At 50.9% G+C, this 14097-nt stretch carries 11 protein-coding genes; 6 read left to right on the top strand and 5 right to left on the bottom strand.

Annotation, left to right across the window (positions count from 1 at the left end):
- The first annotated feature begins 13 nt into the window (after positions 1–13).
- From AC5L4R_RS04255 to AC5L4R_RS04280, 6 genes are all read left to right on the top strand, one after another.
- A complete protein-coding gene (locus tag AC5L4R_RS04255) occupies positions 14–439 on the top strand; it encodes a ClpXP protease specificity-enhancing factor (protein WP_494472827.1) in 426 nt (141 codons plus the stop codon).
- A gap of 90 nt (positions 440–529) precedes the next feature.
- Positions 530–796: a DNA-directed RNA polymerase subunit omega gene (rpoZ, locus tag AC5L4R_RS04260; protein ID WP_494472828.1), complete on the top strand. Its 267-nt coding sequence runs from the start codon at positions 530–532 to the stop codon at positions 794–796.
- A 231-nt stretch (positions 797–1027) separates the two neighbouring features.
- The gene (locus AC5L4R_RS04265; protein WP_494472829.1) at positions 1028–3211 is read left to right on the top strand and encodes an HD domain-containing protein; all 2184 of its coding nucleotides are present in this window, start codon (positions 1028–1030) and stop codon (positions 3209–3211) included.
- A 93-nt stretch (positions 3212–3304) separates the two neighbouring features.
- Positions 3305–3685: a Rid family detoxifying hydrolase gene (locus tag AC5L4R_RS04270; protein ID WP_494472830.1), complete on the top strand. Its 381-nt coding sequence runs from the start codon at positions 3305–3307 to the stop codon at positions 3683–3685.
- 47 nt (positions 3686–3732) lie between these two features.
- Complete coding sequence (locus AC5L4R_RS04275; protein WP_494472831.1) at positions 3733–5931, top strand: primosomal protein N'; 2199 nt, start codon at positions 3733–3735, stop codon at positions 5929–5931.
- Between the two features lie 118 nt (positions 5932–6049).
- Positions 6050–6946: an acetoacetate decarboxylase family protein gene (locus AC5L4R_RS04280; RefSeq protein ID WP_494472832.1), complete on the top strand. Its 897-nt coding sequence runs from the start codon at positions 6050–6052 to the stop codon at positions 6944–6946.
- Positions 6947–7306: 360 nt separating this feature from the next.
- Here the strand turns inward: AC5L4R_RS04280 and AC5L4R_RS04285 are convergent, their stop codons facing one another.
- The 5 genes from AC5L4R_RS04285 to AC5L4R_RS04305 all read right to left on the bottom strand — a co-directional run bounded on the left by AC5L4R_RS04285 (position 7307) and on the right by AC5L4R_RS04305 (position 14052).
- A complete protein-coding gene (locus AC5L4R_RS04285; RefSeq protein ID WP_494472833.1) occupies positions 7307–8809 on the bottom strand; it encodes a lipopolysaccharide biosynthesis protein in 1503 nt (500 codons plus the stop codon).
- 63 nt (positions 8810–8872) lie between these two features.
- Entirely contained in the window at positions 8873–9928 is a 1056-nt protein-coding gene (locus AC5L4R_RS04290) for a hypothetical protein (protein WP_494472834.1), read from the bottom strand.
- A 69-nt stretch (positions 9929–9997) separates the two neighbouring features.
- A complete protein-coding gene (gene aroB / locus AC5L4R_RS04295) occupies positions 9998–11107 on the bottom strand; it encodes a 3-dehydroquinate synthase (RefSeq protein ID WP_494472835.1) in 1110 nt (369 codons plus the stop codon).
- Positions 11104–11679 (bottom strand): shikimate kinase, encoded by a 576-nt coding sequence (locus AC5L4R_RS04300; RefSeq protein ID WP_494472836.1) that lies wholly within the window; start codon positions 11677–11679, stop codon positions 11104–11106. Before AC5L4R_RS04300 ends, aroB begins: the two co-directional genes overlap by 4 nt.
- 99 nt (positions 11680–11778) lie before the next feature.
- Positions 11779–14052, bottom strand: coding sequence for a type IV pilus secretin PilQ (locus tag AC5L4R_RS04305; protein WP_494472872.1), 2274 nt, complete (start codon positions 14050–14052; stop codon positions 11779–11781).
- Positions 14053–14097: the final 45 nt, after the last annotated feature.

Raw genomic sequence — 14097 nt, forward strand, 5'->3', positions numbered from 1 at the left:
TTAAGAGAGCATTATGGATAATCTAACCCTAACCCCGACCCGTCCGTACATGGTACGCGCGATTTTTGCATGGCTTGAGGATAATGCGCTGACCCCGTATATCATGGTGAATGCAACCTACCCAAATGTGCAAGTGCCAACCGAATACGTGCAAGAGGGCAAAATCGTGCTGAATATCGCCAGTCAAGCCACGGGCAACCTACAAATCAGCAATGACTTTATCCATTTTTATGCGCGGTTTGGTGGTGTGTCGCGTGAGATTTGGCTACCCATGCCAGCGCTGATGGGAATTTATGCCAAGGAAGATAACACGGTGGGCACATTTTTTGACCCCGATGAGTACGCCAATTACACCCCAGCGGCGGACAATGCGCCCAACACCAGCCCAACGGGTCGCCCAAAACGCGCCAACACGGCAGGTCTAAAGATTATCGAATAAGCGGCTAGCACCAAAAACCAACTGGATTTTAGTCAAAAAATTTGCTATGCTAAACGATTAACCAAATTTAGCTCAACGGTGGAGGTGACAATGGCGCGAGTAACGGTAGAGGACTGCTTGGACAATATTCACAATCGTTTTGATTTGATTTTGGTTGCCAGTAAGCGCGCACGCCAGTTGGCTCGCGGTGTGTCTGAGCCGATGGTTGAGCGTGAGAACGACAAGCCCACGGTGATTGCGCTGCGTGAGATTGCTGAAGGATTGGTGACCAAAGACATTTTGAGCCAGCCTGAGCGTGAATTACCCAAAGCGTTTGATGAGCTTAACTTCACGATTTCTAGCGGACAGCCTTTTTAATTGCAGGTCATCAGGTAGTCTGCTTAACCCCCTGTTTGTTTGGGGGTTTTTTATCGACAAAATTTGGCGTTTTTGGCGTATTGGTCTGGTTTTACTTGACTTTTGGCCCAAAATACGATTAATTAAGATATCTTTTAGCAGCCTACGAACACCATGGAGTAAGCACCTTGGATGATTCAGCGCGAGGCGTGGCGCGTTTGCTATCGCTGCATTGTTTGATGGGGAAAATTGATGCCAACCACATTGCCAAAGCGTAGTCACCCCGAGGTGGATGCCGCGCAACATGATTTGATGCGCCTGTTAGGCTACTTGTCAGCGGCGGATCGTGAGCAGGTGCTGCGCGCGTGTGCGTTTGGCGATGCCGCGCATATTCATGACAAACGCAAATCGGGCGAGCCATATATCACCCACCCGATTGCGGTGGCGGAGATTTTGGCAAGTTTTCGCATGGATGTGCAAACGCTGGTGGCGGCGATTTTACATGATACGGTGGAAGACACGGCGGTGACCGAAGCCGACATCACAGCGCAGTTTGGCGCGGATGTGGCACAAATCGTCAATGGCGTGACCAAGCTTAAATCCTCCAACGAAAAACACATCAACAAAGCCAATACGTTTTATAAAATCATCACCGCAACGCTTGAAGATCCACGCGTGTTGATTGTCAAACTTGCTGACCGCTTGCACAACATGAGCACCATTGACGCCGTGCCCGAAAAAAAACAGCAATCAACCGCGCAAGAGACGTTGGATTTTTATGTGCCGTTTGCGCGGATTATGGGACTAAATGATTTGGCGGATTATATCGAGATTTTGTGTTACCGCAGTCTAAACGCTGCCATGTACCACAAATTGTCGGATAAACTGTTGCAGCACGGATTGGGGCGAGCATTTCAGCGCGAGTCAATCCACAATTATTTAAATATTGTTCTAAATCGTCTCAACGTCAAAGGCTATGTCAAAGACGTGGATAACCGTGTGACGCTGTTTCGCCAATTTTTTAAAAATCGTGGTGAAATCAATGACTTGCTATGGCGGCATGAGTTTATGCTGGTCATGGACACCATCGAGCATTGCGACCGTGTGGCACGCTATTTGACCGAAAAATACCAAATTCCTGCCAGTCAAATCGAAGACCACATTCGCCATCCGCAGGCAGGCGGCAATCAGTCTTTGACGCTGACCTATCACACCGAACAAAACACCATTAAAATCAAAATCTTAACCAAAACCATGCTCAAAACCACACGGTTGGGTATTTTGATGGGTGAAGAGGCATCGTATCTAAGCCGCAGTGTCATCCAAGCGTCGCTACGCAATTTACAAAACCTAATCCATGATCATGCGGTGGATGAAACCATGCCCAGCGAGGCGGTGGCAGTGGTTGATAAACTGATCGATTATTTGCATGAACGCAAAATCATCTGCTACACGCCCAAAGGCGACGCTTATGAGTTGCCGCGCGGCTCAACGGCACTGGATTTTGCCTTTGCAGTCAGTAGCAGCCTTGCCATGCACGCAACGGGCGCGACCATCAACGGGCACAAGGCAAAACTTGGCACGGTGCTCAAAACAGGGCAAACCGTGCAGCTAGAAACCGATACCAATGCCGAGCCAAAAGCTGAATGGCTGGGATTTGTTGCCACCAACAAAGCGCGGCGCGTGCTGTTTGACTGGCTCAAAGGCTTGACCGCAGCGCAGCGGCAGACGCAAGGCCAAGCAGCGTTTGCGCGCGCGCTGGCCAATCAAGGCTTGGATATCACCACGCTTGATGACTACGCGTGGCAAAAACTACTCCACTGGCGCGGCCTTGCCGATAGGGCGGCGCTGTTTGAGGAGCTGACCACGGGCAAGCTGTTGCCGCAAATCGCAGTGTCTTGGCTTTTGACCCCCGAGCAGCTTGCCCAAAACCAAGCCCATGCCCATGCCGACCACCAGCCGCAAAGCCTGATTAGCGATGCCCCCGGTATGGAGGCGACGCTGTCAAGCTGTTGCCATCCGATTTATGGTGACCCGATTGTGGGGCATTTGTCAAAAAATGGCTTGGTGGTGCACCGCCACAAGTGTTTTTCGATTGATGAAATTCGCAAAATCAATGATTATCAGGTCATACCACTGCACTGGCGGCAGGCATGTGAAGCAGATGAGCTCAACCAACCTGTGTATTTTGATGCAGCGTTGCGCATCCATCGGCGGCTGACCGATGAGCAAGTCAGCGAGGCCATTTTTTTGGTGCGTGAGGTCAATGCAGGGTTTGAGAGCATTGAGCACCGTGCAGGTTACAGCTTGCTGTTTGTCGTGGTGCAAAGCCGCGAACAGTTGGCGCAGCTGATTTTACGCTTACGTACCTATTTGGGCTATCCCAATATCCAACGCCTGTACCAATGGAATGACGAGGTTGCGGCCATGGCGTGAGTGTTGGGTTGCGGCTGATTGGGAAGCTTGCCAAAAACGCTGTATTTATTTTTTAACCGCTTGATTTTTAGATAATTTCTTAAGGAATAATTTATGAGCCGTCAAATTATCCAAACCGACAACGCACCTGCCGCCGTAGGCACTTACTCACAAGCCGTCAAGGTTGGGCAGACCGTGTATGTGTCGGGGCAAATCGGGCTTGACCCCAAAACCATGCAGCTGGCGCAAGGCTTTGAGTCACAGGCGCGCCAAGTACTAGACAATATCGCGGCAATTTGCCAAGCGGCAGGCGGTTCACTGGCGGATGTGGTCAAATTCAATGTATCTTTGACGGACTTGGGCGATTTTGATGCGCTAAATCAGCTGTTTGTTGAACGCTTGACCGCGCCCTACCCTGCGCGCGCTGCGGTACAAGTTGCCGCGTTGCCCAAAGGCGCGGTGGTTGAAATCGAGGCGATTTTGCACGTCGCCTAAGCGTTTTGGTTTAAATTTTGCTGGCTGCTCCGCGCTAAACGGTATTTATGCTGATTCAAGTGGCGTTGCCCGTGCCGCTGTATCGGGTGTTTGATTACCGCGCTGATACGGTGCTGCCGCCCGTTGGTGCGCGTGTGCGTGTACCGTTTGGGCGGCAGTCATTGGTTGGCATCGTGGTCGCGCACATTGCGCACAGTGAGCTTGCACCCGATAAAATTAAAGCCGTGCAGGCGGTCATTGACACCATGCCCCTGCTAACCGACGATATGCGTGCGTTTGCCGCGTGGTTGGCGCAGTATTATCATTATCCGCTGGGTGATGTGTATGCGGTGATGTTGCCAACGCTGCTGCGCCAAGGTGCGGCGTTGCATGTTAGCGAGCGATATTGGCAGCTGGCGCGCGCGCTACAAGATGGCGATATCAGCGCCCGTGCCCACAAACAGCGCGAGCAATTTGCATTGTTTGAAATGCTCAGCCGTGGTGCGCCGCTTGCCGAGTCGCAAGCCTTGGCAGCTGGTGTTGAGCGCAAATTTTTACAAGACTTTGCCCAAAAAGGCTTGCTAACATCGCATTGGCGCGCGCCCGACAAACCTGCACCAATCACCAAGGCGGTCAATAGCCTTATGCTCAATGCCGATCAACAACGCGCCGTTGATGCTATCACCGAGGCGTATCACGCAGGCGGTTATCACGGCTTTTTGCTCAATGGCATCACAGGCAGCGGCAAGACCGAGGTGTATCTACAAGCCATGGCCGAGGTATTGGCCACAGGGCAACAGGTGCTGATTTTAGTACCAGAAATCGGCTTGACCCCACAGACACGCCAGCGTTTTGCTGAACGTTTTGCCACTGACGTGTTGATGCTGCATTCGGCACTGACCGACACCGCGCGGCTATCGGGCTGGCAGGCGTGCCGCGAAGGCTATGCCCAAATCATCATCGGTACGCGCTCAGCGGTGCTGTATCCATTTGCCAATTTGGGTATGATTATCGTTGATGAGGCGCATGACCTGTCTTATAAACAACAAGATACACTGCGCTATCATGCCACCGATGTCGCGCTATATCGCGGGTTTAAACGCGGCATTGTCGTGGTGTTGGGTACGGCGACGCCCTCGCTTGAAAGCCTTGCGTTGGTGCAGCAGGGCAAATTGCAAGAGCTGACCCTAACAGCACGCGCAGGCAACGCCCAACTTGCGCCCATGCAAATCGTCGATGCGCGCCAATATAAATCTCAACACGGTTTAGCCAGTAACGTCATCGCCGCGATGCAGCGCACGCTTGATCACGGTGAGCAGGTGTTGGTATTTCTCAATCGCCGTGGTTATGCACCGATTTTGCTATGTTCGGCGTGTGGCTGGCAAGCCGATTGCCCACGCTGTGACGCGCATTTGACCGTGCATTACACACCCGTGGCGCAGCTTAAATGCCACCATTGCGACTGGCAGCAAATGATTCCAACCGCATGCCCCGTGTGCAACAGCACCAACCTTGACCCGATGGGCATGGGCACGGCACGGCTGGTTGAGGGTTTACAGGCGCTGTTTGCAGGCACGCCCATTATTCAAATTGACCGCGACACCACGCGACGCAAGGACAGTTGGCAACGCTTGTACCAGCAAATTCACGATGAGCCAGCGGCGATTTTGGTCGGCACACAGATGGTGGCAAAAGGACACCATTTTGCCAATGTCACCTTGGTGGTCATGCCAAACGCTGACCGTGGTTTTTTGTCGGCGGATTTTCGCTCACCTGAGTACACCGCGCAGCTGATGGTGCAGGTGGCGGGACGTGCTGGCCGCGCCGACAAGGCGGGGCGCGTGCTGATCCAAACCGTACAACCCGAAAACCCTGCCCTACTCACCTTGGTGCGGCATGGGTATTTGGCACTGGCGCGGCAGTTATTGACAGAACGCCAAATGCTTGGCTTACCGCCATATCGCCACGCCTGCTTGGTACGCGCTGAGAGTAAGACATTGGCAAAAAACCATCAAGCCTTGGGTGACGCGCGGCAGCTATTGCCACCGTCTGAGCGCTTGCACGCGCTTGGCGTGAGTGTATCACCGATTATCGACGCACCGATGACCAAAAAAAATAGCCGCTACCATTCACAGTTGTTGCTACTGAGCCAAAACCGCGCGACCTTGCACGATTTATTAAACCAATGGTGGGCACACGTGCTGGCCATGCCATCCGCCGCTTATATGCGTTTGACGTTGGACATTGACCCTGTGGGATGGGGCTAACGCATGGGTGTATTGATTGCACGTTTAAAAACACATTAAACACGGCTAACACACAGCGATACACGATGTAACGCAATTTTGTTTTACACTGAATTTTTCAAACTTTAAGGATAACCCAATGAATTTTTTGGCAAAATTTCTACCAATCCATCAGGAAAAATCCATCAACCGCCCAAAACAAAGCCACACAACTCAATGGCAATATGACCCCTTTTTTCAACAAGCTGTCAAACAACAGCCGCTTAGCACAGGCGATGTGAACCACTTGCCCGTCAAGTACTTTGACGCCTCCAGCTTGATTGCGTTTTTTTTGGTAGATTATAAAAAAGCCCAACAAGTCGTGCGCAGCCATCAGGTTGAGGTGATTAAATTAGCGCGCAACAAAGCCCTGTTTAGCATTGCGTTTTATGATTATCGTGAACTGACCGATGGCAACCCGTATTTTGAAGTCTCGCCTGTGATTTTGGTGCGCCCCAAACAGGCAGGCTACCATGCCAAATCCAAATTGCCATTGCTGGACATGGCGTTACCCACCGACCGCCGCAACACGGGGTTTTGGGTGGTGGATCTGCCTGTAACAGACAAATTGGCGTGCGTGGCAGGTGTCGAAGGCTGGGGCTACCCCAAATTTGTCACCGAGATTGACTTTAGATTGAGCGATGACGGCTTTATGGGCGCGGTCAAACACCCACAGGACAACACGCAAGATATTGTGCGCTTACAAGGGCAGTTTGGTAACCGTGTGCCTGCACCGTGGTCGGACTTGGTCTTGTATTCCGAGCTTGACGGCGATTTGATTCGCGCAACGTCCAACACGCGCACCATCAACGGCGCGAAACTTGCAGGCAAAGGCGATTTTGTCTTGACGGTTGGCCAATCAACCCACCCGATGGCGCAGCGCTTACGGCAATTGGGCGTGGACGGTGCGCAGCCCTTGTCGGTCACTTACACCGATAGCTTGCAACTGCGCCTTAATGAAGGCGTGGTGTTTGGTGAGGCGTTGCAAATCGACTAAGTTTTTCTAACAGATTAAATAAAAAAGGCAACCGCTAACCGTGCTTGTCTTTTTTATTTTAGGAACTGCCGTAATAAAATTTTTAGCACAGTCATAAGCTTTTAGACGTTCTTTTCAGCAGAAGATTTTTCTACCACTGGTGTCTTACTTGAGCCTGTATTCTTCCCCTGTTTTCTGCACCTATCGCCTAGGTTGTACTAGCTAGGCACGTGCCATAATTAATGCCTTTTTTAACCTAATAATTTTCTTGTCTGCTCTACCTGTTAGCCAATCAATCGTATTCACCTCACGCAAGGGTTCTGATTTTTTAGCTTTTGTTCTATTTTAAAACGCTTATTTTATTTTAAAACGCTTAAAAGTTTAACCCAACATCGGTAGGTGATGCTTCACTTTGCTCCACATAGGCAACAGCAGTTTGCGTTCGCTGTAGCCAAGCAAGACGATATAGCCAAGCAGCAGCAGATTTGACCACCAAAACGCATAGCCCGACCACACCACCAACCCACTTGCCAGCACCATCACCGCAAGCAGCGCGCCCACCTTTTTGACCCGATACGCGATGGGATAAAACCGCTGCCCCAACGCATAAGAAATTACCATCATCGCCGCGTACACCGCCAGCGTAATCCACGCCGATGCCATAAAGCCATACCGCGATAGCAACAGCAAATGTAGCCCAATGGTTAAGCCTGCACCGATCCATGAAATCGCCGAGCCCACCAACGTGCGGTCAGTCACCTTATACCAGGTTGAGAGGTTATAATAAATGCCAAAACACAAATTGGCGATGACGATAATCGGCACAATGCCAATCGCCGTCCAATAGCTGGCATCGGTGATAAACAGCCGCTTGAGCCAGCCAATATTGGCAATAATACCAAGTGCCACCACAGAGGCGAACAACGCAAAGTATTCCGTCATACGCGCATAGGTCTGCTTAGCATCCGCCGATTGCATTTGTTTAAACAAAAACGGCTCAATGCCCATCCGATACGCGGTGACAAACAGCGTCATCAACACGGCAAGCTTGTAGCAGCCACCATACGCGCCTGCATCGGCTTTATCAATCAAATAATATTGGATGATTTTGTCAAAATTTTCATTGACCATGAATGCCAGCCCTGCCAGCATCACAGGGTAAGAATACGCCACCATCTGGCGAAACAGCGCACGATCAAAGCGCAGCCGCACACGGGCGACAATCGGCAACAGCATAACAAAGGTGGCGATACTGGCCAGCAAATTGGCATAAAACGGATACGCAACTTGTGCGGTCAGCCCAAATGTTGCCGCGACGGATGTGGGTACTACCGTAAACAGGGCAATCACCACCGCAGTTTGTAGCACAATCGCCATCACCCGCACCAACGAATAGCGCACAGGATAGCCATAAAAACGCAGCCACGCAAACGGCAGCATACACAGCGCATCAAAAAACGCAATCCACGCCATCCAGCGCACAAATTCAGGATGTGCGCCATAATCCAACAGATTGGCTAAGGGCTGATTGAAGACCAAAACGCTGATCAAAAACGTGCTGGCAAGCCCTGCCACAAACCAAAACGCTGTATTAAATACGCGCGACTCTTGGGCAACGGCGGCTTGTTTGGTGGTTTGGGTATCGACTGGTTGGTCGGGGTTAGGTTTAACGGCCGCAAAGCGAAAATACGCGGTCTCAAAACCAAAGGTCAGCACGATATTAACAAACGCAATCCATGCATACAGGCTGGTAAATACCGCAAACGCTTGTTTGTCAATGTAATGGATATACAGCGGATTTAGCAAAAACGTGATGACACGCGGCAAAATCGCCCCAATACCGTAAATCAGCGTTTCACCCAATAGGCGTTTGACGTTTACCACGATTGCTTATGACCCAACTGCTTATGACTCAAACCCACCAACCAAAATCAGCGCAACAGATGGCTAGTTGCCACCCGCACTGCCGCTTGTGCTGCCACCGCCAGCACTGTTACCGCTATTACCGCTTGAGCTGCCGCCCTCGCTACTGCGCGCAGGGCGTTCACGCGGTGGTTCGGGTGGTAGTTTGGGCGGTGGGCTACTTTCTACAGGCAGTGGACGCGATTCACTGCTGCGCGGTGCACGGGTTTCTTGAATCGACAACGTGTCTTGTTTATTGGCTGATTCTTTGATGCTTCGCGCAGGTTTTGTTGTGTTGTCGCTGTCTTTGGGCTTGTTTTGCGCTTGATTGGTTGCTTTGTCATTTGACTTGCTGCTGTCGCTTGTTTTTGACTTGCTGTCGGTTTTTGGTTTTGGTTTGGCTTTGGGCGCAGGCAGCTCTTTGTCGGTTTTATTGAGTCTGACCGCGCGCGGCGCATTGCTCAAATCTTGCACTGGTAGGCTGATTTCATAATCATCCATAATTGGCTCATACACGCTGATTGCCTCGACAATCGGCTTCACCGTTGGTGGCAAATCAAACGGTACGCTGCGGCTGGCCGTGTTGGCTTCAGCTTGGCTAGCAAATAACCCATAGGTCAAAACATAGCGTTTTTGCCCATCTATATTATCTTGTTTACTGTCTTGATTGGCTTTAGCACCCCCATCGGCGATACGAAAGTAGTTAAACTGGTTGCGATCCCCACGGGTCAGCAGATAATCTGCGACCACATCATGCTCACCGACATTCATCACCTGTACGGTGTATTTGTTTTTATTGGCTTTGATAAAATTGATGTCTTTAAATTCCGCAGGATAATTACGCATATCGCGGATAATCGCGTCAAATTTAACGGGCTTGACCAGTTCGACCGTCTCATTGGGCGCTTTACTCGCCAATAAAGCAGTCGGATCGGGGATAATCGGGTTATCGGCGGTTTGCCCTTGCTTGGTTAGCGTTGGTTTGACTTGCGCTGCGCCCCAAACCAAAAAGGTCAGCCCGCCTGCCGCTGCGGCAAATAACAGCCAAATGGTGACCCGAAATGCCCAAGAACGGTAGGCGTTTGATAACGTCGCAATCATGAATTAGCCTTGTAAAATCAGCCTATAATAACCAACACAGCGCAAAAATAACGCACCACGGCAAATCGCTTACGCTGCGACTGCCTCACCTGCTAGCACCGCACGCAGTGCCATTGGGTCATAATCTGCGGTAATCACCGCCTGCCCCAAGGCTTTGAGTAAAATCAAACGGATTTTGCCTGCCTGTACCTTTTTGTCATGCTGCATCAAATCCAGCGCGGTATCCACCGCAATCGCAGGCGGCACGACGGGCAACTTGGCGGCAGCAATCAACGTTTTGGCACGGGCAACGTCATTGGCCGAAAGCCAGCCAATACGCTGCGCTAGCTGCATGGCTTGTAGCATTCCCACCGCTACCGCCTCACCGTGTAACCAACTGCCATAGCCCATGTGCGTTTCGATGACATGCCCAAAGGTATGCCCAAAGTTCAGCAACGCGCGCCGCCCTGCCTCAAATTCATCCTCGGCAACCAAATTTGCCTTGTGCTGACAACAAGTTAGCACGGCATACGCCAAGGCTTTGGTGTCTAACGCCAACAAGCGCGCCATATTGGTCTCAAGCCATGCCAAGAACTCAACATCACCAATCAGCGCGTATTTGATGACTTCTGCCAAACCTGCCGACAATTCGCGCGCTGGCAATGTCGCAAGCGTTGCCATATCCGCCAGCACCAAGCGCGGCTGCCAAAACGCACCAATCATATTTTTACCCAATGCATGATTGATGCCTGTTTTGCCACCAACGCTGGAATCCACTTGTGCCAATAAGGTGGTGGGAATTTGGATAAAATCCACCCCACGCATAAAGCACGCTGCGGCAAAACCCACCATATCCCCAATCACACCACCACCAAGCGCAATCAGCGTACAGTCGCGGTTAAAGTGCGCCGTCATCAGCGCATCAAATATTTTATCTATCGACGCTTGGGTTTTGTACACCTCGCCATCGGGCAAAATGCACGTTTGGACGATTTTGTCTTGCGGCAAACTGGCTAATACCGCCTCCAAGTACAACGGCGCGACCGTATCATTACTGACCACCAAAACCTGCTTACCGCGAATATAGGGCGCAAAATCAAACTCCGCCAGCAAGTTTTGTCCAATCACAATCGGATAATGATGCGCCTGTGCATGGACAAGCAAGGTATGATAAACGTGTGAAGGCTGCGCTGATGTCATTGGGTCAATTCGTTATCGGTCAGGCTATCGGTTAAAGGATGCGTCGGCACGCCAGCAGGCTGCGCAAGTTGGTCGATAATCTCTTGCACCAACCGTCGCGGTGAGGTATGCCCCGTTATGATTTCTAGGTCTGCCAACTGCTGATAAATTGGCGCACGCACCGCAAACAACTCGGCTAGGCGTTGCTTAGGATTTTCGGTGTGTAATAGCGGACGGTTGCGGTCGCGGCAGGTTCGGGCGTACTGGGTATCCACACTGGCGTTGAGATAAATCACCAATCCGCGTTTGAGCAAAGCATGATTGGCAAGTGTTGTAATCGCGCCGCCTCCTGTGGCAATCACACGCCCGTCTTGCTCGGTCAAGCGTGCCAGCATACGCGTTTCACGCTCACGAAAACCTGCCTCGCCTTCTTTATCAAAAATCCAGCCGATACTTGCGCCTGCTGACGCTTCAATTTCTTTGTCGCTGTCAAAAAAATCGTAGCCCAACTGCTGAGCAAGTAGTTTGCCAATCGTTGTTTTACCTGCACCCATCGGGCCTATAAGCACCAAAAGCGGCGGTCGTGTCTGCATAAAAAACCACAAATCATCGTATTACTTAGCGTCATTATACGATGATTTGCGGCAAACTACCATACAGCACGCGCACACTTTCGGTGCTTGGGGCAGCGCTTAACGCACACGGCTTAGGTTATCATTGACGAGTTTGGGTGTAATAAAAATAAGCAACTCTTCTTTGGTGTTGGTTTTACTGGTGCGCTTAAAGAAACGGTCGATATAAGGAATATCGCCCAAAAATGGCACTTTGGTCACGCCATTGGTGATGTTGTTTTTAAACACGCCGCCTAGCACTACCGTTTGTCCATCATCCACCACCACGTTGGTTTGGATTGAATCTTTGGCAACCGCGGTCGCGCCATTGATGATGGTTGGTGAGCCGTTTTCAATGTTGAGCTGCATGCCAATGCGCCCATCGGGGGTGATGTTTGGTGTCACCTCAAGACTTAAGGCCGCCTCAACAAAGCTGGTTGAAGTTGCCCCACTGGCGGCCGCTTCTTGATAAGGAATTTGCGTGCCTGACATCACTTTGGCGGTTTGTTTATCAGCGGTTAGCACTTTGGGGCTTGAAATCACTTCACCTTTATTGTCTGCCTGCATGGCCGATAGCTCAAGATCAAGCAGTAAGTCTGAAATGCTCAGCAAACCAAATGCGATGCGCCCTGCCGGGTCAGCCACTGTGCCTAAATTAACGTTGAGGTTATCGGGGCGGGTGATGGTATACTCTGGATAAGAAATACTCTGTCCGTTCACCGTGATGGATTGCATGTCATATTTTTTCAATTCATTCACGGTTTGCATCGAACCGCCAACCAACAAGTCACGGTTTTTATGCAGCCCGTTGGACAAAATGCCCCATTTAACGCCCATCTCTTTACTAAAACCATCATTGGCACTGACAATACGCGCCTCAATCATGACTTGGCGGACAGGGATATCAAGCTTATTGACCAGCTCGCGGATATTGCTGATAATCTCGGCGGTGTCTTGTACAATCAACGTGTTGGTACGCGCATCAATCGTCACCGTACCACGCGGCGATAACAATGAACCGTTGCCGCTGTCATTGGTTGCGCTACGGCGTGATTCAATCATCTGGCGCAGTTGATCAGCTTGGGCGTAGTTTAGACGAATAAATTCGGTGCGCAGTGGCGCAAGTTCTTTATTTTTTTGTAGGGCTTGTAACTGGGCTTGTTCTTGCGCCTGTAGCTCTTCGGCAGGCGCGACCCAAATCACATTGCCATTGACACGCTTGTCTAGGTTTTTACTTTTTAAAATAATATCTAAGGCTTGATCCCACGGCACATTAATCAGACGCAAGGTGATGTTACCGCTTACCGAGTCACTGGCGATGATGTTGGTGTTGGTATGTTGCCCCAGTACTTCTAAAATCGTGCGCACACTGACATCTTGGAATTCAAGTGATAAAGGCTCACCTGTGTAGACGCGTTCTTCAAGGGTTGGTTCGGTCAAGCGCTTGGGCGGTGTGACATTGATACTAAGCTGACTGCCTGTTTGATAGGCTTTGTATTCATAATCGCCATTCATGACGATGCGAATCACCCCGTTGTTGCCTTGGTTGCTGGCCACCACGTTTTGCACAATGCCTGCCCCTGCGGTTTGGCGTTGTAGGCGTACAGGCACAGTTGCACCTGTCATGCGCACCACCAGCTCATCGCCGCTGCGCTGGACATCAAGGGGGATATGAGGATTGCTGACGTTGATGGTGATCGTGCTGCCGTTGCCTTGCGGTGAGACACTAATAGAGCTTAAACCATCATAATTGTAGCTGCGTGAAAAACTGGCGGCAGGATTGAGCAGCGGATTGACTTTAACCACCATCGTGTCACGCGCTGCTTGGGCGGTATCTTTGTCGGCAACGGGCTGCACGGCAGGCGGTGTGGCGACCACTGGCGCGGCGGATGCCATTTCAACTGGCGCAGGTGGCGCAGATACATTGGGCGCTTGCATGGTGACAACCAGACGATGATCGGCTGTGCGTGTGCTAAGCACTTGCTGGTCATTGACACCGATGATTAGGCGTGTGGTATTGCCGCCTTCAATTGCGGTTACCTCTTTGATGTTGCCTTGATTAAATGCCGTCAGACGGTTGTTTAATGTTTGATCGACATTATTAAAGTCAAGCACCAACCGCTTAGGGTTGTCAAGCTCATAGGCGGTCGGCTTAATCGGCTGATTGGAAAAATCAATGTTTAACTCAGTGACACCAGGCTGCGGCTCGCTTACGCTGATGGCATTGATGCTGGTATCAGCCGCCCACACTGTCGGGCTTACTAGCGCTGCACTGACCGCTAGACTGACAGCCGATAATTTAGCCGATTTTGACCGAGTCAAATGAAAATGATTACGGCGCAAATACGCAAACATGGTCATGGCAACATCCTTTATCATCTTTTTAACGGTTTTAGCTGG

The sequence above is a fragment of the Faucicola sp. SE7633 genome (assembly GCF_059264685.1).

Excerpts from the sequence above, each read along its gene's own strand:
- AC5L4R_RS04255 (WP_494472827.1), top strand. The coding sequence starts at position 14 with ATGGATAATCTAACCCTAACCCCGACCCGTCCGTACATGGTACGCGCG.
- rpoZ (WP_494472828.1), top strand. The coding sequence starts at position 530 with ATGGCGCGAGTAACGGTAGAGGACTGCTTGGACAATATTCACAATCGT.
- AC5L4R_RS04265 (WP_494472829.1), top strand. The coding sequence starts at position 1,028 with ATGCCAACCACATTGCCAAAGCGTAGTCACCCCGAGGTGGATGCCGCG.
- AC5L4R_RS04270 (WP_494472830.1), top strand. The coding sequence starts at position 3,305 with ATGAGCCGTCAAATTATCCAAACCGACAACGCACCTGCCGCCGTAGGC.
- AC5L4R_RS04275 (WP_494472831.1), top strand. The coding sequence starts at position 3,733 with ATGCTGATTCAAGTGGCGTTGCCCGTGCCGCTGTATCGGGTGTTTGAT.
- AC5L4R_RS04280 (WP_494472832.1), top strand. The coding sequence starts at position 6,050 with ATGAATTTTTTGGCAAAATTTCTACCAATCCATCAGGAAAAATCCATC.
- AC5L4R_RS04290 (WP_494472834.1), bottom strand. The coding sequence starts at position 9,928 with ATGATTGCGACGTTATCAAACGCCTACCGTTCTTGGGCATTTCGGGTC.
- aroB (WP_494472835.1), bottom strand. The coding sequence starts at position 11,107 with ATGACATCAGCGCAGCCTTCACACGTTTATCATACCTTGCTTGTCCAT.
- AC5L4R_RS04300 (WP_494472836.1), bottom strand. The coding sequence starts at position 11,679 with ATGCAGACACGACCGCCGCTTTTGGTGCTTATAGGCCCGATGGGTGCA.
- AC5L4R_RS04305 (WP_494472872.1), bottom strand. The coding sequence starts at position 14,052 with ATGTTTGCGTATTTGCGCCGTAATCATTTTCATTTGACTCGGTCAAAA.